General features: G+C 64.6%; 6 protein-coding genes. 2 read left to right on the top strand and 4 right to left on the bottom strand.

All coding sequences use genetic code 11. The features are described from left to right. Nucleotides 1-89 precede the first annotated feature (89 nt). The 4 genes from rsxC to metG all read right to left on the bottom strand — a co-directional run bounded on the left by rsxC (nucleotide 90) and on the right by metG (nucleotide 5,345). Nucleotides 90-1,688 (bottom strand): electron transport complex subunit RsxC, encoded by a 1,599-nt coding sequence (gene rsxC / locus LT988_RS09710; protein WP_232409949.1) that lies wholly within the window; start codon nucleotides 1,686-1,688, stop codon nucleotides 90-92. A 13-nt stretch (nucleotides 1,689-1,701) separates the two neighbouring features. Then, the gene (gene rsxB, locus LT988_RS09705) at nucleotides 1,702-2,274 is read right to left on the bottom strand and encodes an electron transport complex subunit RsxB (protein ID WP_232409948.1); all 573 of its coding nucleotides are present in this window, start codon (nucleotides 2,272-2,274) and stop codon (nucleotides 1,702-1,704) included. A 13-nt stretch (nucleotides 2,275-2,287) separates the two neighbouring features. Next, complete coding sequence (gene rsxA / locus LT988_RS09700; protein WP_007191813.1) at nucleotides 2,288-2,869, bottom strand: electron transport complex subunit RsxA; 582 nt, start codon at nucleotides 2,867-2,869, stop codon at nucleotides 2,288-2,290. A gap of 394 nt (nucleotides 2,870-3,263) precedes the next feature. Next, complete coding sequence (gene metG / locus LT988_RS09695) at nucleotides 3,264-5,345, bottom strand: methionine--tRNA ligase (RefSeq protein ID WP_232409947.1); 2,082 nt, start codon at nucleotides 5,343-5,345, stop codon at nucleotides 3,264-3,266. 244 nt (nucleotides 5,346-5,589) lie between these two features. Between metG and apbC the strand changes: the two genes are divergently transcribed. Together apbC and LT988_RS09685 are read left to right on the top strand one after the other, a co-directional pair. Then, nucleotides 5,590-6,681, top strand: coding sequence for an iron-sulfur cluster carrier protein ApbC (gene apbC, locus LT988_RS09690; protein ID WP_232409946.1), 1,092 nt, complete (start codon nucleotides 5,590-5,592; stop codon nucleotides 6,679-6,681). A 381-nt stretch (nucleotides 6,682-7,062) separates the two neighbouring features. Next, nucleotides 7,063-22,149, top strand: coding sequence for a DUF7933 domain-containing protein (locus tag LT988_RS09685; RefSeq protein WP_232409945.1), 15,087 nt, complete (start codon nucleotides 7,063-7,065; stop codon nucleotides 22,147-22,149). Nucleotides 22,150-22,209 lie beyond the last annotated feature (60 nt).

Here is a 22,209-nt window from a genome sequence, read left to right as displayed (position 1 = left end):
CCGCGAAGACCGCTCCCGTCGACGAGGCGGAAGGTCGGTCCGGCCGCTCGTATGAGGATGCGGTCTTGCGGCCGTTGCACCGGTTTTTCTTAGGCGTCATTGGTCTCCTCCGCCTTAGCGGCAGCGGCCTTCTTGGCCGCGGCGCGTTGCTTGGCCGCCTCGATCGCCGCCTTCTTCGCCTCTTGATCCGTTTGACCCTTTTCCGGGCCCGCTTCCAGCGACTCCTTCTTCCGGCGAAGCCGGGCCTTGCGTTCGCGCTCTTGGCGTTCGAGGCGTACCTGCTTGGCCTCGTGACGCATGCGCGCGAGCTCGGCCTTGCGCTTCTCCTCTTCGCGTGCCCAGACCTCGTTCTTGGCGTACCTATAGTACTGAACCAGCGGGATGTGGCTCGGGCAGACCTGCGCGCAGCATCCGCATTCGATGCAGTCGAAAAGGTTGTAGTCCTGGACCCGGTCGAGATCCTTCGCGCGCGCATGCCAGTAGAGCTGTTGCGGCAGGAGCTTGGCCGGGCAAACCTCGGCGCAGCGCCCGCAGCGGATACAGGCGAGCGCGGGGCCGGCATCGGGGGTTTCCGCCTCGGTCAAGGCCAGCACGCAGTTGGCCGGCTTGGTGACCGGGATCTCGGGATGCGCGATCTCGAACCCCATCATGGGCCCGCCGCAGACGAGCTTGCGCGGGCGCTCGCGATAGCCGCCGCAGTGCGCGATCAGGTCCGACACGGGCGTGCCGATGCGCACCTCGAGGTTGCGCGGCTCGGCGATCGCCCGTCCGGTGACGGTGACGACACGCGAAATCAGCGGCCGACCCTCGAGAACGGCGTCTGCAACCGCGGCCGCAGATCCGACGTTCTGGCAGACGATGCCGATCCGAGCCGGGATCGCATGCGTCGGGACCTCTTCGCCGGTGAGAATGCGAATAAGCTGCTTCTCCCCGCCGCTCGGATAGAGCGTCGGGATCGAGCGGATCTCTGTATAGCCTTTCATGTCTGTCTCGGCGAGCGCGAAGCGCATGGCTTCGAACGCCTCGGGCTTGTTGTCCTCGATCCCGATCAGGATTCGCGGATCGCCGAGCAGGTGATGCATGATCCGCGCACCTGCAAGGATGTCGCCGGCGCGCTCGCGCATCAGCAGATCGTCACAGGTGATATAGGGCTCGCACTCGGCCCCGTTGATGATCAGCGTGCGGATGCGCTGATCCGGGCCGGGGTTGAGCTTGACGCTGGTCGGAAACGATGCGCCGCCGAGTCCGACTACCCCGGCCCAACGGATCCGCTCGCGAATCTCGGCCACGTCCAGCTGCCCGTAATGCGTCATCGGTTCCGGCAGCTCGGTCCAAGCGTCCTCGCCGTCGGTTTCGATGACCGCGCAGAGTGCGGAGAGTCCCGACGGATGCGGTACCGGGTGGGGCTCGATCGCGACCAGGGTTCCCGAGCTCGAGGCGTGGATGCAGGCACTGACATAGCCTTCGGCTTGCGCCAACAGCTGGCCTTTGAGGACGCGTTCGCCCACCGTCACCACCGGCCGTGCCGTCGCCCCGATGTGCTGCTGCAGCGGGATCACGAGCCGTGTGGGCAGCGGCATGACCTCCACCGGCCGGCTGTTCGAGAGCGCCTTCTCGTCGGGCACGTGGATCCCGCCGTGGAATGTCCACAGGCGGTCGCGGTGCAGAAGTGATTGGATGGCTGCCATGGCAGGGCTCCGGTCAGGCTGCCTCGGTCTCCCGCTCGGGCGATGCCGAGCGGGAGGCGGGCTCGCTGGACGGATAAGGCCAGCGCCAATGGGGGATGTCGGTGGCGATCGGCACCATGTGGATGCACTCCACCGGGCAAGGCGGCAGGCAGAGCTCGCAGCCCGTGCATTCCGCGGCGATGACGCCGTGGAGCTGCTTGGCGGCACCGACGATGGCGTCCACCGGGCAGGCTTGCAGACACAGGGTGCAGCCGATGCAGGTCTCGGCGTCGATCACGGCGACCGAGGGCGGCTTCTCCTCGACTTCGAGTGCGGCAGGCTCGCGCCCGAGCAGATCAGCCAAGGCGAGCAGGGTCGCTTCCCCGCCCGGGATGCACTTGTTGATTTCGTCCTCGCCGCGGGCCAATGCCTCCGCATAGGGTCGGCATCCGGGGTGGCCGCATTGGCCGCATTGGGTTTGCGGCAGGAGCGCGTCGATCTGATCGGCGATCGGGTTGCCTTCGACCCGAAACCGAATGGCCGAATAGCCGAGCAGGAGTCCGAGGACAGCGGAGAGTCCGGTCATGGCGAGGATGGCGGTCAACATGGCGATCCTCCGCTCAACTCGACACGAGCCCGGCGAAACCCATGAAGGCCAGGGACATGAGGCCCGCGGTGATCAGGGCGATAGCGCTGCCTTGGAAAGGCTCCGGGACATCGCCGACCGCGACACGCTCGCGCACGGCCGCGAACAGCGTCAGCACGAGCGAGAAGCCGACCGCGGCACCGAAACCGTAGAGCGTCGCCTCGACGAGGCTGCGCTCGGCTTGCAGGTTCAGCAAGGCCACACCGAGCACGGCACAGTTGGTGGTGATGAGCGGCAAGAAGATCCCGAGCACCTGATAGAGCAGGGGACTCGTCTTGCGCATGATGGTTTCGGTGAACTGCACCACGGCCGCAATGACCACGATGAAGGCGATGATGCGCAGATACTCGATGCCGAGCGGCACCAGCATGTACTCGTTCACCAGCCAGGAGGTGACGGAGGAGAGCGTCATCACGAAGGTCGTCGCCAGACCCATGCCCGCGGCCGTCTCGAGCTTCTTCGAGACGCCCATGAAGGGGCAGAGCCCTAGAAACTTAACCAGCACGAAGTTGTTGACCAACACGGTGCCGATCAGGATGAGCGCGTATTCGGTCATGCTCTCTTTGGCTTCGGGTCGTGCGATGGGCGCTTGCTGAGCTGTCGAGTCGCGAAACGGGTCGCGAAATGCTGCAAGCGCGAAATCGCCGAAGGATACGCCCCGGGGGCGGTTTGCTACAACACCGGGACTGAAGGGTTATCGGGGGATCGCCTCCGGCCGCAGCTTCCAGCCCCTTACCCTTTATCACCTCGAGTCAGCCGCGCCCGGCGCGGTAAGCGGTGTTTTTGGATCGGGTCGGCCTCGGCAGACTTGACGACGGTTGGAGCCGGTGCGGCTTAAGATCTTCAGAACGATATCAGTTCAAACCGCGTCTCGACGAAGGGCTGTGGATGCAACCAACGTCGAGCTCACTCGAAAATGACCATCTTGCTCTCGACGCGGTTTAACTACTCTATTTCACTCGCATCCCGGGCTGCGCTCCGCCATCCGGGCTCAAAATGAAGATGTCCTTCCCGCCAGGACCGGCGGCCAGCACCATGCCCTCGGAGATGCCGAAACGCATCTTGCGCGGGGCGAGGTTGGCGACCATGACCGTCAACCGCCCTTCCAGGTCGCTCGGGTCGTAGGCCGAGCGGATACCGGCGAAGACGGTGCGGGTCTCGCCCCCGAGGTCCAGTTCGAGTCTCAAGAGCTTGTCGGCGCCATCGACGAGACCGGCCGAGCGAATGCGGGCGATGCGCAGATCGAGCTTGCCGAAGGTCTCAATGTCGATTGTCTCGGCGATGGGGTGTTCGGTCAGGTGCTGACTTGCTTCGTCCATGTCGGCCGGCCGCGGTGCCGTCGTGCTCAGGTCCTCCTTGGACGCCTCCAGCATGGCCTCGATATGGGCCGGCTCGACGCGGGTCATCAAAGGTTTGAAGGGTGCCATCTCGTGATCCAGGAGGGGCTCCGGGAGGGCGGCCCAGGTCAGCGGCTCGATCCGCAGGAAGGCTTCGGAGTCGGCGGCGGTGCCCGGCAGGATGGGGCGCAGATAGCCGATCAGGATTCGGAAGAGGTTGATGCCCATGGAGCAGACCGCGTGCAGGTCGGCCTCTCGAGCCGGGTCTTTGGCGATCACCCAAGGTGCCTGCTCGTCGATGTATTGGTTGGCGCGGTCGGCCAACGCCATGATCTCGCGCACGGCGCGGCTGAGCTCGCGTCGCTCGTAGGCGCCGGCGATGGATTCGCCGGCCTGCACGAAGTCGGCCTGGAGCTGCGGATCGGCCAAGGTCGGTGAGAGTCGGCCCGCGAAACGCTTGGCGATGAACCCGGCGCTGCGGCTGGCGATGTTCACGACCTTGCCGACCAGATCCGAGTTCACGCGTGCGGTGAAGTCCTGAAGACTCAAATCGATGTCGTCGACGCCCGGTCCCAGTTTGGCCGCGAAGTAGTAGCGCAGATATTCGGGGTTGAGATGGTCCAGGTAGGTTCGGGCCTTGATGAAGGTCCCGCGTGACTTGGACATCTTCTGTCCGTCGACCGTCAGGAAGCCATGCGCGAAGACCGCCGAGGGCGTGCGGAAGTCCGCGCCGTGCAGCATCGCCGGCCAAAAGAGCGCATGGAAATAGATGATGTCCTTGCCGATGAAGTGATACAGCTCCGCGGTCGACTCCTTGGCCCAGAACCGATCGAAATCCAATCCGGCGTCGCGCCCGCGGGTGCTTTCGCAGAGATTCAGGAAGCTCGCCATGTAGCCGATCGGGGCATCGAGCCAAACGTAGAAGAACTTGCCCGGATGGTCCGGGATCTCGAAGCCGAAGTAGGGCGCGTCGCGCGAGATGTCCCATTCCTGCAAACCGGCGTCGAACCACTCGTCGAGTTTGTTCGCGACCTGGGGCTGCAGACCGCCGCCGCGGGTCCAGTCGCGCAGCATCGGTTCGAAGTCGCCGAGGCGGAAGAAATAATGGTCGGACTCGCGCTGCTCGGGCGCGGCGCCCGAGACCGCCGAGCGCGGGTTTTTGAGCTCGTTCGGTGAATAACTCGCCCCGCAGGCCTCGCAGTTGTCGCCGTACTGGTCCGGCGCCCCGCACTTGGGACACTCGCCCTTGATGAAGCGATCGGGCAGAAACATCTGCTCGACCGGGTCGTAGGCCTGGGTGATGGTGCGCTTGCCGATGTGACCCTTGTCGCGGTTGCGACTGTAGATCAGATTCGCGAAGTGGCGGTTTTCCTCGGAATGCGTCGAGTGATAGTTGTCGAAGCCCACCCGGAAGGCCGCGAAATCGGACTGATGCTCCTGCGCGACCCGCGCGATCAGCGCCTCGGGCTTAATGCCGTCCTGACGAGCGCGCAACATGATGGGCGTGCCGTGGGCGTCGTCCGCACACACGTACCAGCAGGCGTGCCCGCGCATCTTCTGGAAACGCACCCAGATGTCGGTCTGGATGTATTCGACCAGATGGCCGATGTGGATCGGCCCGTTGGCGTAGGGCAGTGCGCTGGTGACCAGAATTTCTCGGGGGCTGCCGCCCGGGATGTCGCGGGTTTGACTCATGGGTGGGCTCAAGTGAATCGGCTTTAGGATCTCGAACGATGCCCCAGTATCTCACGGCCCGTCCCGGTCCGGACAGCGCGGTCCCGGTCGCGTCTTTCGGGCCCGGACTTGATTTAAGGCAGGCACACACCAAAAGTCTGCGGGAACTTTTCCGGCCCCGGGTCGACCATCCCGGCCTACTGAAAAGCATTTGTCTCATGTGACCCGGGAGTGCCGGGCGCATCCATTTATCCTGGAGTACCTCATGTCCGAACCCACGAAAGAAGCCGTTGAAGCCGCCATCAAGGGCTACAAGGAACCTCATCTCGGGCGCGATCTGGTGGCGGCGCATTCGATCAAGGGCATCGAGATCGAGGGCGGTCAGGTCAGAGTGAAGGTTGTCTTGGGCTTCCCGGCCAAGACCATCTGCGCGGACATCGCCAAGGCGGTCGAAGAGGCCGTCCTCAAGGTCGATGGCGTCGAGATGGTGCAGGTCGACGTGACCTGGCAGATCAAGTCGCACTCGGTTCAGAAATCGCTCAAGCCGATCGACAACATCAAGAACATCATCGCCGTGGCCTCGGGCAAGGGCGGCGTCGGCAAATCGACGACCGCCGTCAATCTGGCGCTCGCTTTAGCGGCCGAGGGCGCGAGTGTCGGTATCCTGGACGCCGACATCTACGGCCCGTCCCAGCCGCGTATGCTCGGGATCTCGGGCAAACCCGAGTCGAAGGACGGCAAAAGCCTTGAGCCGATGACCAGCTACAACCTTCAGGCCATGTCGATCGGCTTCTTGATCGACGAAGAAACGCCCATGATCTGGCGCGGCCCGATGGTCACACAGGCCCTGGAGCAGTTGCTGAACGACACCAACTGGTCGGATCTCGACTATCTGGTCATCGACCTTCCGCCGGGTACGGGCGATACGCAATTGACCCTCGCGCAGAAGGTGCCGGTGTCGGGTGCGGTCATCGTCACCACCCCCCAGGACATTGCGCTGCTCGATGCACGCAAAGGTCTTAAGATGTTCCAGAAAGTCGAGGTGCCGGTGCTGGGCGTGGTCGAAAACATGAGCACGCACATCTGCTCGGCCTGCGGCCACGAGGAGCACATCTTCGGCGAAGGTGGCGGGCAGAAGATGTCCGAGCAATACGGGATCGATCTGCTCGGCTCGCTCCCCCTGAACGGCCACATTCGCGAGGAGACCGACAACGGCAAGCCGACCGTGGTTGCCCAACCCGATTCGCGCGTTGCTGAAATCTACCGCGAGATCGCCCGTAAGACGGCCGCGAAGCTTTCGCTGCAAGCCAAGGACTATGCTTCGAAATTCCCGCGGATCGTGATCCAGAACAACTAGGCCCCTCAGGGTCTCGAGGAACGGAGGCGCAGCGTTCAGCCACTTGGACGCGCGACGCCTCGTGGACGAGGCTCGATCCTTCGAATCATCGCTCGAAAGCCTCACAAGCGCTGTGCTAACCTCTGCGCGCGCCTAGATCAATTCTCCCCGTTCGGCAGTAGCTTTGGTTGGTGGGCTAGCGTTTCGCGCGCGCTACACAGCCACGACCTCGGCCGACGACCGCCCCCGCTTCACTCGGCCCGTGGGGACTAGACCGGATTCGAAGATTCCAAGGCTTCGTCAGTCTCAGGCAAGCGCGCCTGCGGCGTGACGTCGATCAAGACGGGATTGCCATCGTGGCTCTAAGCAGCCGCGCCAACAGGACGGAAAGGTGAGGAGTCGATGATGTCAAAGGAAGGCAAGACAAGGCAGGTTGCCGCCCTGGGTTCCGTGATTCGGCGTCGGGGATTCCAGGCGCGGATCCCGATCGCTCTGGGCCTTCTACTCTTCTCCGGTCTGGCCGCAGCAACGACGACGATCAACAACAGCTTCATCCCGGCGACCATCAACCAAGGCGATGCATCGTCTTACCGCATCACGATCGCCAACGATTCATTGGTACCCTTGACCTCCGCTGCGGTGACGGTGCTGCTGCCGGGGCAGATCCAGATCGCCGACCCGCAGTCCATTAACAGCAACAGCTGCGGCTTCACAGTCAACGCCGCGGATCCCGGAACCTCCAGGGTCTACCTCACCGGAGGAGTCATCCCCGCGGGCACCGGCACCACCGACGGGCTTTGCTCTTTCGAGGTCGTGGTCCGATCACAGATCCCCGGCAACCACGTCGCCAACATTCCAGCCAATAGCGCGCCCACTGAGAGCACCGCGGGCTACTCGGCGCTTGAAGGCACGACGGAGGTCTTCAACACGACGCAGGCCAACGCCACGCTGTCGGTCAGTGCTCTGGCGCCTCCCACGGGTACCAAATCTTTCTCGCCGTCGCCCGCCGTCGCCGGTGACCCGACCAGGCTCACCATCACGCTGACCAACCCGAATGCCGGCGCGACCATTCCGCTGACCCTCTTTACCGACACGCTGCCCGAAGGCACGGAGGTCGCGGATCCCGCCGATGCGAGTATCGGTTGTAGTGGCAACGGCGCCGTCAACGGCAGCCTGACCGCCGATCCCGGTGCGGATAGCGTGACCTTGACCGGCGGCACGATCGGTGCCGGCGGTGCCTGCGTGATCGGCGTCGGCGTCGTTGTCGCCGAGCCAGGCGGCATCACCAACAGCCTCGGCGAGGGCGCTATCGGCAACAGTCGCGGGCTCATCAGCCCGGCGTTCTCCCGAGACCTGAGCGTCAACACCCCGATCGCCGTCACCAAGTCCATCAGCCCGGATGTCATTCCCGCCGGGCAACCGGCTTTGATGACCATTAGGATCGCCAACAACAGCCTGAGCAGTCCGCTCGCCATTACCGGCTTCGCCGATGATCTGGCGGGCACAACCCTGCTGGTGCGCGACACGCAAAGCTTGCCGGTGCCTGCACCGGCCGATCCCGTGGTCGTCTGCACCGGCACCGATGCGGTCGACGGCACGTTGGGCTTCGCGGCCGACAGTGAAGATTCCGTCCTGAGACTGAGCGGCGCGACCGCGGGTCCGGGCGGCGCATGCACCATCACCGCCTATGTCACGTCCTTCAATGACGGCGTCCATGCCAACAGCATCGCGGTGGATGCGGTAGAGAATCCGAATAATTTCCCGAGCCCGGCAGCCTCGGCGGACCTTGGCGTCAATGCGCAGTTGACGGTCGATAAGACCGCGACGCTGACGAGTGTGGCGCCCGGCCAATGGACCCGTTTCACCGTCACCATTCGCAACTGGTCCGGCGGGGAGGTGACGAATGTCAACTTCCTCGATCAGTTGCCGGCGAACGGTGACGCTCGGATGGTGCTGCAGGGCGCGAACCCCGTCTCCAGCGTCGGCTGCGTCGGCGGCACCTGGTCCGGCGACGACAACAGCCCAACGCTCGAATGGAGCGGCGGCACGATCGTCGCCGGCAGCGGGCTCGACCCCGGCATCTGCACGGTGGTGTTCGATGCGCGTCTGCCGGCGGACGCGGCGACCGGTCTGAGCTTTTCGAATCAGATTCCGGCAGACGCCATCTCTGGCGAGGGCGGCGACGGCGGTACCATCTCGAACCCCGGCCCAAGCCCCGCCGTCAATATCGTCAGCGTCAGTTCCGTTGCGGTCAATAAGGCGTTCAGCCCGGCCAGCATCCCCCAGGGTGGCCAGTCCACGCTGACCATCCGCATCCGCAATCGGGTGGTCAATGCGCTGACCGCGGTGGATCTGACCGACAATCTGCCCGAGGGCGTGACGCTGTCGGCCAATCCGGCCGCCACCAACACCTGCGGCGGTGCGTTGCAGGTGTTCCCGAACAGCGCCCGGGTGATCCTGACCGGCGGCGCCGTCCCGGCCCGGCCGGACGACAGCGAGTCTGCGGAGTGTGTCATCACCGTTCGGGTCACCGGCAGCACGGTCGGGAATTACGAGAACATCATCACGCCCGGCGACTTCAGCTCCTCGGTCGGCAGCATTCCGGCGAATACCACGGCGACGCTCGGTATCGGCACCGGCCTGTCCGGCTCCAAGAGCTTTTCCCCGACCTCGGTCGCGCCCGGCGGCATCGCCCGCGTCAAGATCAGTGTCCTCAATGGCTTCAACGGCACCCTAACCAATGTCTCGCTCACCGATCCGCTCGGCACCGGCCTGACCATCGCCAACCCGGCCAACGCCAGCACCAACTGCGGCGGTGCGCCGACCATCGTCGCCAACCCCGGCACAGACAGTGCCCAACTGCTCGGCGCGACCCTGTCCGCCGGCGGCAGTTGCGATCTATTCTTCGACGTCCTGACCAGCGGCGAAGGCGACTGGATCAACACCATCCCGGCCGGCAACATCACCAGTGCCGAGGGACCCGCCAGCACCGACGCGGTGACGGCGACGCTGGCCGAGGCCAGCGCCCAGATCAATCTCAACAAGTCATTCGATCCGGTCATCGTCACCGGTGGCGTGCCTTCGGTGCTGCGCATCGATGTGGTCAACCCGTCGGCGATCACGATGCAGGGCGTCGGGCTCACCGATACCTTCCCGTTGGGCATCGAGGTCTATTCGGTCCCGGATGCGAGCACCACCTGCCCCGGCGGTCAGGTGGCCGCCATCCCGGGCGACAACAAACTCGTCCTGTCCGGCGCCGCTATCCCGCCGAACCAGACCTGCCAGGTGTTCGTGACAACCACCTCCGTGCGGTTTCTCAACCTGACCAACAGTATCCCTGTCGGGGCCATCGTCAGCGACCAAGGCTATACCAATCCCGAGGGCACCATCGCGACGCTCTCGACCCTGCAGGGGCTCGGGGTCATGAAGGGCTTCGCGCCGGCCTTCATCGGCCCGGGCCAGATCTCGCGCTTGAAGATTCGCCTGGTCAGCACGCTTGATCCGAATGCCGCCAGCCCCGTCACATTGACCGGCGTCAGCTATACGGATCGGTTGCCTGTCGGCATGTTCATTGCCGATTCCCCGAACGCGAGCACCACCTGTGCGGGCACCGGCCCTGGCGGGGAAGCCGTCGTCGCGACCGGAAACGATGCGGACAGCGGTCTCGTCACGATATCCCAAGGCACGATTCCGCCCAACACGAACTGTACCCTCGAGGTCGACGTTACCGTCGACGAATTGGGCGCCTATACCAATATCATCCCCGAGCGCGAGGTTCAGAGCGATCAGGGTGTGGTGAATGAAGACGAGGCCAGCGCCACACTGAACGTCGTCGAAGCCCCGACCCTCGCGAAGGCGTTTGAACACGCAACACGCAATCCCGGTCAGCCCAACCGGCTGACGGTGACCATCACCAACAACGATACCGTCATTACACTGACCGGTGTGACGCTGACCGATATGCTGCCGGCGGGCCTGGCCATTGCGCCGACGCCCGATTCAGGCACCGACTGTGCCGGCGGTCAGGTCATCGCCGATCCCGGCGAAGGCTTCATGCGCCTGATCGGCGCGTCGATCGGTCCTGATGCCAATTGCACCTTCTATGCGGACGTGGTCGGCAACGCGCCCGGCAACTACAGCAACTTCATTGCCGCCGAGAGCTTGAGTACCGATCAGGGCCTGACCAATCCGGGGCCAGTGGATGCCGCCATGCGTGTCGGCATGGCGCCGATGATCAGCAAGGCATTCGACCCGGTGGGCATCGCCTCGGGCGGTACCTCGACCCTGACCATCACGCTTACCAACCCCAATGCGGAGCCGATCACCCTGACCGCGCCGCTGATCGATGCGCTACCGGGCAACCTGTTTGTGGCCGCGTTGCCGAATGCGGCCACCACCTGTACCGGTGTTCTCACCGCCAATGCCGGTGATACCGGCATCAGGCTCGACGCCGGCGCGCAGCTCCCGGCCGATGCCGATTGTACGATCAGCGTCGATGTCACCGGCAGCGTCGATGGGGTGTTCACCAACGTGATCGCCGCCGGCCAGTTGCAGACCTCCACCGGCACCAATCCGTCCCCGGCAACGGCCAGTCTCGCGATATCCGCGCTCGATCCGCTGGTGCCGCCGACGCTCGGCAAGACCTTCAGTCCCGGCACCATCATGGCGGGCGGCACGTCCACGCTGACCCTGAGCCTGGGCAATCCGAACAGCAGCCTGCTGACGCTCTCGGCGAACTTCGTCGATAACCTCCCGACCGGCGTTAAGGTTGCCGACCCGGCCGACCTTGGCGGGACCTGTACCCTGCCATCCGTCACCGCCGAGCCGGAGAGCGGCAGCATCACCTACGGCAGCGGCGCCGAGATCCCGGCCGGCGGCTGCACCATCACGGTCGCGGTCACGTCCGACACCGGCGGCAGCTATACGAACACCGTCCCGTCCGGCGCGTTGGTCACCAACAGTGGTGCCAACCTCGACCCCGCCAACGCAGGGCTCGTGGTGCAGACACCGACGCCGCCTACGGTCGCCAAGGCGTTCTCGCCCAACACCATCAACCCCGGCGGCGTCGCGCGGCTGACCATCAGCCTCGGCAATGCCAATGCCGACGCGATCACGCTGAGCGCGGACTTGGTGGACACGCTGCCCATCGGCGTCACCGTCGCCGCCACGCCCAACATCGGCGGCACCTGCACCGGCGACGTCACCGCGACCGTCGGCAGTGGCACCATCACCTACGCGAGCGGGGCGGCGATCCCGGACGGCGGCTGCACCATCGCCGTTGATGTGACCGCCGACGACGACACCGCCTCGCCGTTCGTCAACACCATCCCTGCCGGGGCGCTGCAAACCAGTGCGGGGAACAACGGCGCGCCGGCGACGGCCAATCTGCTCGTCAACCCGCCGCAGCCGCCGAGTCTGAGCAAGTTCTTCACGCCGTCCACCATCCTGACAGGGGGCACGACGACACTGACCCTGTCCTTCGGCAACGGCAACAGTGCCGACACCACGTTGACCGCGGATCTGGTGGATACGCTTCCCGCCGGTGTCTTCATCGCCGCCGCTCCGAACATCCAGGTCGCCAACGGCTGTGCTGCCGGCAGTGTGGTTGCGAATGCCGGCGCGGTTACCGTGACCTATCAATCCGGTGCACCCATTCCGGCCGGGGGCTGCTCGGTTTCGGTGGATGTGACCTCTTCGGTCACCAACAACGCCGGTCATCTGAACAGCATCCCCGCTGGTGCGTTACAGACCGGATTCGGCAACAACGCCGTCGGTACCGGCGCGCGACTGCGGGTCACCGGTCTTGGTGTGGATAAGGTCCTCGTCGAGCCGGGTGGCCCCTATGCGATCGGCGACGAGGTCCCGTATCGGCTGACGGTGACGGTGCCGGGCGGCTTGAGCGCGATCAGCCCGGTTGTGGTCGAGGGCATGACCTTGACCGATGTCTTGCCGGCCGGCGTCGAATACGTCACCGGCTCCTACAGCCTTGTATCCACGTCCGGATTGATCTTCGGCGGTTCGCTGCCGACTGACTTCACCGATACAAACAATACCTTAAGCGCTGGGCTGGGCACGGTCCGCAATACCACGGGCGCCAGCCAGACCTTCGAGGTCAGCTATCGGGTCCGCGTACTGGACATCCCGTCGAATACCGACGGCGCGACCTTGACCAATGCGGTCACGTTGTCCACCGACGACACCACGCAGACCTGGAGCGACACTGCCGACGCAACCGTCGGCGAGCCCGATCTCGGCATCGCCAAGACGATGACGCCGACCACCGGCCTCAAAACCGGCGATATCGTCACGATCACGTTGACCGCCACCAACAGCGGCGATGTCCCGGTCTATGGGATCGATGTCACGGATGTGCTGAATGACGGCGTCGACAACGAGCTGTTCGCGCTGGACGCAGCCGGGGTCAAAGATACGAGCCTTGCAGCCGTAGCGGGCGAATTCGACTTCGCCTACGACGAGGGCAACGGCACCATCAGCTATACCGCCAAGGACGGTGTCGACCTAGCCGCGAACGGCGGCCAGGTGATCTTCAGCTTCACCGCCACCGTCGGGCCGGACATCAGAAGCGGCTGGACCTACACCAACCAGGCCAGTGTCCAGGGCAACAGCCAGAACGATCCCGAGGTCGGGCGCGACACCCCGGTCGCTGACTCCAATATCGTCACCGCAGGCACCCAGGTCGGCGCCGTGGCCAAGACGATTGCCGAAACCTCCGAGGGTTGGACCACCGGCGCGAATGTCGCCATAGGCGAGGTCATTACCTATGAGATGGCCTACAGCATTCCCCGCGGGGAGACCCGCAGTCCGCTCACGATCCCGATCTTTACCGACACTTTGCCGAACGGACAGCAATTCCTCACCGGCACGGCGACGATCCAGGCATCCGTCGCGGGTGTCAGTGTCGCCAACGGCGGCTCATTGGCGACAACTCCGATCGCCATTGCGCCGAGTGTCGACGGACAGCAACTGGGATTCGATGTCGGCGACGTGCAGAGCGCTGCGGAGAATGCCCAGGTCGTCATCCGCTTCGATGCGCTGGTCCTGAACACCGCGGTCAACAATCGCGGCGATCAAAAGACCAACACAGCAACGCTTAACTATCTGAATCGCGAAGGGACCGAGCAGTCATTGAGCGCGACCCAAGTGGTCAGGATCCAGGAGCCGACGCCGGCGGTGACCAAGGCCGCCAACCCGACGACGGCCGGGGGTGGCGACACGGTGACCTTCACCGTGGTGGCGTCCAACACCCCGACCGGTGGCAATCGCACCTGGGCCTGGGATATCGCCGTCGTCGATACCCTGCCGGTGCGCTATCAGAACCTGATCCTGACCGGCGCCGTGCTGAGCCGCGATTCGGTGAACGTCCTGACATGTGGCGGCGTGTCGTTGCAGACACTGACCTTGACGATGGATTGTCTCGATCCCGCCGAGCGCTATCTCGCGCCGGGGGAGAGCATCACGCTCACCTATACCGCGACGCTGGACCCGAACATCGCCTTCGATGAGGTCGTCACCAACACCGTCCAGGTGCAGGGCACCAGCCTGCCGGGCAGCAACGGGACAGAGGGCGCAACCCCCGGAGCCCCGGACAGCGATACCGGCGAGCGCACCGGCTCCGGTGACGTCAATACCGGTGGTCAGGCGGTCAATGACCTCGCCGCAACCAACAGCGCCACGGTCACGGCCAATCGGCCGAGCATCGGCAAAGCGGTCGCGGACGACTCTCTGCAGATCGGCGATGTGACGACGGCGACGATCACCGTCTCGGTGCCGGTTGGTCAAACCGATGGCTTCGTTGTCACAGATGTGCTGCCGGCAGGCCTCCTCTACACCGGTACGCCGATCACGATCACGTTGCCGGAGACGGGATTCTCTGCCACCGGGATCCCGGACACCAATCCCGGTGCCGGGCCCGGTCCGCTGGAATTCGACTTCGGTACCGTGCAGAACAGTGCCGCCACGTCGCAAGACATTGTTATCGCCTACGACGTCCAGGTCGCCAATGTCATCGGCAATCAGCGCAATACCACGCTGACCAACACCGCGACGCTCGCCTATGACGGCGCGAGCGAACCCCTTCCTTCGGCCGCGGACACCATCACGGTGCGCGAGCCGAGCCTGGCGCTCGGCAAGACCATCACCGCGGGCACGCCGGCGAGCGCCGGAAGCGAGGTCAGCTATCGCTTGACCGTGACCAACAGCGACGCCTTTGCGACCGCGTACCGGATGACTCTGATCGATGTGCTGCCGGCGGATTTGCTGGGAGCCAACGGCGGGACGGGTCCGTTCTTCACCGAGATTCAGGTCACCAATCCCGAGGGTACGGTGGTCAAGACGGCGGGCGGTGCCTTGACCGCTGCCGATGCCGACCAGACGAATCCGGACACCTTGGCTTGGCCCCCGTTCGATCTCCCGCCGGAGACGACCCTGACGATTACGTACAAGGCGACCGTGGTCGCCGATGCCGTCACCGGCGCAACGCTTACGAATACCGTCGAAGCCGAATACAACAGCCTTGCCGCAGGCGATGCGGGTCGCGACGGCAGCGACATCCTGGACGATACCGATGACACCCAGCTCGACAACTACGGCCAGACCACCAGCCGTGACCTGACCCTGGATGCCGACATCGCTATCCAGAAGACCCTGACCACGGGCCAGGACGCGAACCTTGCCATCGGAGAGGAGGTTCAGTTCGACCTGAAGGTCTCGCTGTTGCCCGGCGTGACCCGGAATCTGATCGTCACCGACACGCTGCCCGTCGGCCTTGCGTTCGTTGAATTGGTTACCATCGAAGCCGGCGACAACGTCAGCTACACCCAAGACCCGGTCGGTGTTGTCGAAGACCCCGAGGGCGTCCTGACCATCGACATGGGTGATGTCGGCAATACGCCCGGTGCGACCGATAATTTCTTCATCCTGCGGATCAAGGCGCGGGTGGAGAATATTGCCGACAATCAGAACGGTGACGTCCTGACCAATAACGTTGCCGTGACCAGCGACATCGGCAGTGATTCCGACAGCCTCGATGTGACCGTCGTCGAGCCCATCCTGCAGGTCAACAAGACACCGGATACCACGGCCCCGGCACTGGGTAATCTGGTCACGTACAGCGTCACGGTCAGCCATGCGAGCGGCAGCGCTGCGGATGCCTATCAGGTCGAGCTCGCCGATGTGATCCCCGCGGGGTTGACCTATCAGCTCGGCTCCACGATGGGCGAGGCTGCTGTGGATGAGACCGACCCCGCAGCGCCCGTCTTCAGTCTCGGCTTCCTCGAAGCAGGCGGCAGCAAGACCTTCTCCTATCTCGCCGCGGTGGATTTGGATGCGGTCGTGGGCGCGGCGCTCGAGAACAGCATCAGCGGGACCTTTGCCAGTACAGCCGATGCCGATGGATCCGAAGACAGCGGACGCGACGGCAGCGACGGCGAGGGCGGTTTGAACGATTATGTCTTCGACACCTCGGCTGCGGTCACCCCGACGACCACGGCGTTCCTCTATCCGGTCAAGACGGTGGACATCGCCGTCGATGGAGGCGTTTCGGGTCAGCTCGATCCGAGCGATACGCTGGAATACAGCATCGTTTTGAGCAACGAAGGCACGGATGCCACCGGCGTGGTCTTCACCGATTCGATTCCCGCGAATACGACCTACGTTGCCGGGTCGCTGAGCAGCACCGTCGGCACGACGGACGAGAGTGCCGATCCGCTGGTTGTGGAAGTCGGCGATCTGGCCGGCGGGGCCGAGGCGACGATCACTTTCCGGGTCACGGTCGATTCGGGTACTGCGCTCGGTACCATCATCAGCAATCAGGGCTTGGTCGACTCCAACCAGACCGTACCGACGCCCACCGACGCGGATGGCGTATCCGAGAACGGCTTCCAGCCGACCGACATTCCGGTCGGGGGCCAGCCGAGCGTGCAGAGCCCGCTGTATGCCGAGAAGGGCGTCATCCTGCTCACCGACGTTGCCGGCAACGGCGTCGTCAACCCCGGTGACACCCTGCGCTACAGCCTGGTGCTGAGCAACAACGGCGATGAGGATCTAACCAACGTCTCACTCACCGACACGATCCCGACCGGCCTGATCTATGTGAGCGGCAGCGCCAATGCTACGGGCGGCACGCCGACGGTGGTCGGCCAATCGCTGAGCTGGTCCGTGCCCACGCTCGCGGCCGGCGACTTCGAGGTCCTGGTCTTCAACGTCACGGTGGACAATCCGCTGCCGGGCAATGCCAACGACTACACCTTCACAAACCAGGGCGCCACCGACTCCGACCAGACCTTGCCTGGCCTGACCGACGGCAATAGCGATCCAACCGACGGCTTCCAGCCCACCGAGATCGAGGCGACCACCGGCGCCGGTCAGCCGCGAGTCGATGCGCAAAAGCGTTGGACGTTGGCGTCGGATCGCGACGGCAACGGCCTTGCCAACCCGGGTGATGTGATCGGCTACAGCATCAGTGTCGCCAATACCGGCTCGGCGGCGACGGTCGACGCCCGATTGGCCGATGCGATCCCGCCCAATACATCGCTGGTGCCGGGTTCGGTGACGACCGACCTCGGGGTCGTGGTCGACGCCGGCGACCCGATCGCGGTCAATCTCGGGAGTCTGCTGCCCGGAGATGTCGCCACGGTGCGTTTCCGCGTGACTATCGACGCCGACGTCGCCGACGGTACCGTCATCGCCAATCAGGCCACTGTGACCGGCAACAACTTCGGCGCCGTCCCGAGCGACGACAACGGCAACCCGGCGGATGGACTCAATCCGACCCTGACGCCGGTGGTCACCGACGATCCGGCTTTCGCCACGCCCGGCGGGCTGACCAAGACCTTGGCGGCGACGTCCGAGGCGGCCAGCAGCGGCAGCGATCTGCTGATCGGCGAGGTCGCGACCTTCCGGGTCGGTGTGCAGATGCCGCCCGGCACCCTGCGCGATGCGCTGATCGAGGACGTCCTACCCGCGGGTCTGGGTTATATCCCCGGCACCGCGCGACTGAGCAGGACCTTCACCACCGGTCTGAATGCCTCCCGAAATCCCGGCGACATCAACGTGGCCGCGAGCGGCGTGTTCGTCGACCTGATCGATGGCAGCGAGCTGCAACAGTCGGGTCAGACCATCAGCCTCTTGCTCGGCGATGTCATCAACTCCGATGCCGCGGCCGCCGCCTATACCTTGGAATATCAGGCCGTCGTCAGGAATGTCGCAGCCAATCAGGCCGGCACGACCCTGTCCAACCAGGCCAGGTTGCGCTATCTGAATGGGCTGAATCAGCCCTCGAGTCTGACGCCGGTCTCTCTGGCCGTGAAGGCGATCGAGCCGACGATCAACCTGAGTAAATCGGTCGATCCGATGACGCTCCTGCCGGGCGGCGGCACGGTGACCTATACCCTGATCATGACCAACGAAGCGGGGGCGGCTACGGCCTACGATGCCGTCATCTCGGATCCGATCCCCGCGGATTGGGATCTGACCGGGGTCGATATCGACTCGAGCGGCGGGGCCACGGGCATTACCGACCGCAGCGATCTCGCTGGAAACAGCCTTGCCCTCGACGTCGGGCAGCTGCCGGCCGGTGCCGTCGTGACCATCATCTACACCTTGGTTGCGCCGGCCGGTTTGTCGCCTGGAGACACCATCCCCAACACCGCGACCGGCACTTGGACCAGTTTGCCGGGCGAGAAGGGCACCGACGATGCCACGCCGGGTAATCCCGGCGACCCCGATGGCGAGCGGACGGGTTCCGGTACCGGAGCCAATGACTTCACCACCAGCGACAGCGCCCTGGTCCGCGTGGGTCAGCCCGTGCTGAGCAAGCAAGTGCTTGATCGACAGAGCCGCTATGCCATTGGAGACGAGGTCGACTACGAATTGCGCCTGAGTGTGCCGCCCGCTACGGTGCTCGATGGCGCCGTGTTGGAAGATGTCCTTGCCGATGGTCTGGACTACGTCGCCGGTTCGCTGCTGCTCGAACTCGACGGCCTAAGTGCCGATACGACACCGAGCGATTTCGCGATCGGTTCGAGTGGCGACGACACGACCCTGACGGCCGACTTCGGTTCGCTCGCCAACACGACCGGCGACACCCGGACCCTGGTGGCGACCTACCGCGCTCGGATCGCAAACCAGCTCGGCAACCAGGACAACCAAAGCCTGATCAACCGGGCCGAGCTCGCCTTCATCGACCCCGGTACCGGTGAGGCTGCGACACCGCTTCTCGACGCGGACAGCGTGACCGTCGGAGAGCCTCTCTTGGCCTTGGCCAAGACGATCACCAGCCCGACCACCGGGCTCGAAGCCGGTGCGCGTCTGGACTTCCGGGTCGTCGTGACCAACAACGGCAGCACCGCGGCCTTCGCCACGGTCCTGAGCGATACGCTGCCGGTCGGCTTGCAGGACGTCACGGACCTCGAGGTGACCGCGACGAGCGGCGGCGCGCCGGTGCCGACGTTCCCCGACTTCAATCCGGGTGACCAGGGCTTTGACAGCGCGCCCTTCAACCTGCCGGTCGGGGCCTCCGTGACGCTCGCATTCAGGGCTCGACTCACCGACCTGGTCGTGGAGGGCCAGGCCATTCAAAACCAGGTTCTGGCGAGCTTCAGCAGCCGCGACGGCGATGACCCGAATGCGCGCGACGGCCGCGACGGGGGTGATCAGACCGACCCCGAGGTGCTGAACAACTACAACACCTCGGCCAAGTCCCCGATCATCACGGTGGATGCCGCGGTGACGCTGGACAAAGCCTTCTATCCGGATCCCGGCAACGCGCGCTACACCATCGGCGAGGAGGTCGGCTATCGGCTGACGCTCGGCGTGATCGAGGGCGTGACCCGGGATGTCGTGATCGTCGACAGCCTGCCGGCGGGTGTCAGCTTCATCAGTGCCGACATCGGCTTGGGCAATGCCGGCATCACGACCGAGCGGCCAACCGGTCCCGACGATCAACCGACCGCCATCGCCGGCGGGATCTTGACCTTCGATCTCGGGAACCTCTCCAATCCGGCCAACGGCAACGTCGACGATGATGTCGTCACCGTCGATATCCGCGTGCGGGTGGACAATATCCTCGAGAACCAGAACGGCATCCAGCTCGGCAACAACGCCCACGTCTCGTATCTGGACTTCGATGGTGACGAGCAGCGCGTGGATTTCGACGCCGATCTCGATGAGCCCGGTCTGCAGCCGTTGGACCTCGATGTGGTCGAGCCGGATCTCGAGCTGAGCAAGACGGCGGATCGCCCGGCGGTTTCGCTCGGGGATGAAGTGACCTTTACACTCACCATCGACCACAGCGTGACAAGCACGGCCGACGCCTTCGACCTGGTGGTCGAGGATCGCTTGCCGATGGGGCTGAGCTATGTGCCGGGCTCGGCCAATCCGGCGCCGTCCGACGTTGACGGCCAAACGCTGCGCTGGGATCGAGCCAGCCTGACATTGGGTGACGCGACCACCAGTCTCGGCTATCGCGCCCGGGTGGAAACGTCGACGGCGGTGGCGATTCCGCTGACCAACAGGGTGGTCCTGGGATATGCCAGCCAACCGGATTCGACGGGTGCGGCAGACGGCGGCCGAAACGGGGAGGATGGCCCCGACGGCGCGCTGAACAACTATGCGGCGGTCTCCGAGGCGAGTGTCACTCCGACCGCGGATACCTCCCTGTATGCTGTTAAGGGTGTCGCGATCGTCAACGACGTCCCGAACAACGGACAACTCGATCCGGGCGATACGCTGGAGTACAGCGTCGTCGTCACCAACCAGGGAACGACAACCGCCAGCGGGGTGGTATTTACCGATCCGGTGCCGCTCAATACGACCTACATCGCCGACTCCTTGGTCAGCGACGCGGGCGTGATCGATCAGACCGACCCCACGCGGGTGCGCGTGGAGATCGGCCAACTGGAGAGCGGCGCGAGTCTGACCATCCGCTTCCAGGTGCGGGTCGATGCACCCTTGCCGCCTGGAGTCATCATCTCCAATCAAGGGGTGGTCAGCTCCGACCAAACAGTGCCGACACCGACGGATGCCGACGGTATTCCCGAGAATGGCTTCCAGCCCACCGATATCGTCGTCGGTGAGAGACCGACATCCGCATTGCGCTTCACCAAGACCTACGCCTTGAGCGGCGATCTGGTTGCTCCGGCCGGGACCATCAATGTGGGCGACCAGATCACCTACCGGGTCGTGCTGCTGAATACGGGCCAGGTCGATCTGACCAATCTCGTATTTGCCGATGAGGTTCCGCTCGGGCTCGACCCGCCCGGGGTAAGCGTCACCGGGGTGACGACGACGCAGGGCACGGCACCCGCTCCGGTCGGAAACACGATCGAAATCGGCGATATCGGCACGCTTGCGCCTGGAGCAAGCGTCTTGATCACGATCACCGGCATTGCCAACGCAGCGGGTGAGGTCGTCAACCAGGCCAGAGCGAGCAGCGACCAGCTCGGCTCGACCCCGAGCGACGGAGACGGGAACCCGGACAACGGAGCGCAGCCGACCGTATTCCCGGTCGTACCCGCCGGCGAGGTGGGCGCACCCGGGCTCTCGCTTGCTAAACGGGCCGTGCTCATCGATGACGCCAACTCCGATGGCCTGGTCAATCCCGGCGAGACCCTTCGTTTCACGCTGGTGGCCTTCAATCAGGGTAGTGCAATGGCGCGCGATGTGCGGCTGAGCGACCGACTGGAGGATGCTCGTGTGGGGACCTTGCTGGTCGAGAGCGTCACGACCAGCCAAGGTGCGGTCTCCAGTCTCTCGCCCCTCGAGGTGAACCTCGGCGACCTGGCCCCCGGTGCGAGCGCGACGGTGACCTATTTGGTGACGGCCGATGAACCGGGCCTGCTGCGCAACGAGGCCACGATCCGGGATGACTCCGGAGACTCCGACACCGACACCGTCGAGATCCCCGTGGAGGTCTTCGATCCCTTCGATCCGCCGACCGGGCGAAAGGTCGTCAGCGACGCCGACCGGCCCGAGCTGGAATGGACCATGGTTTGGCTGAACCCCAACGCGGCCTACGTGATGCCGATCAGGGTCGTCGACCCGATTCCGGCGAATAGCACGTTTGTGGACGGTAGCCTGGAATGCCTTGTCGAAGGCGTCTCCGAGACATCCGTGTGCGAATACGATGCAGCCGCTCTCCAGGTCGTCTTCGAAGGACGGATCGGACCGGACCCGGGCGCGACCGGTGCCGATGACGCCGCAAACGAGATCGTCATTGTCTTTCGCACGCGCATCCAGGATTCCCGGCGTCCGGTCGTCAATCAGGCATTTGCCAACTGGGACGAGGATGGCAACGGGAGTGTCGACGACGATCAGACACCGGTCACCAGTGGCGGCCCGACGCGCTGGAATCCGACTTCACCAACTGCGATCCCGGCCGTGTCGGTTTGGGGGTTGCTGTTGTGCATGATCCTGATGGCCGGAATCGGCTACAGGCATCATCGGGGAGGAACTGCGCGAAATCGTCGCTGACGGGTTGACCGGCTCCTGTCTTGCGGGCCGTCGGTTCGGAACACAGTCGCGTATCGCGCG

Source organism: Thiocapsa bogorovii (assembly GCF_021228795.1).
Taxonomy (GTDB): domain Bacteria; phylum Pseudomonadota; class Gammaproteobacteria; order Chromatiales; family Chromatiaceae; genus Thiocapsa; species Thiocapsa bogorovii.
This window is presented reverse-complemented; position numbering and strand designations above follow the sequence as displayed.

Coding starts and splice junctions, on each gene's coding strand:
- rsxA (WP_007191813.1), bottom strand. CDS start 2,869: ATGACCGAATACGCGCTCATCCTGATCGGCACCGTGTTGGTCAACAAC.
- rsxC (WP_232409949.1), bottom strand. CDS start 1,688: ATGGCAGCCATCCAATCACTTCTGCACCGCGACCGCCTGTGGACATTC.
- LT988_RS09685 (WP_232409945.1), top strand. CDS start 7,063: ATGATGTCAAAGGAAGGCAAGACAAGGCAGGTTGCCGCCCTGGGTTCC.
- apbC (WP_232409946.1), top strand. CDS start 5,590: ATGTCCGAACCCACGAAAGAAGCCGTTGAAGCCGCCATCAAGGGCTAC.
- metG (WP_232409947.1), bottom strand. CDS start 5,345: ATGAGTCAAACCCGCGACATCCCGGGCGGCAGCCCCCGAGAAATTCTG.
- rsxB (WP_232409948.1), bottom strand. CDS start 2,274: ATGTTGACCGCCATCCTCGCCATGACCGGACTCTCCGCTGTCCTCGGA.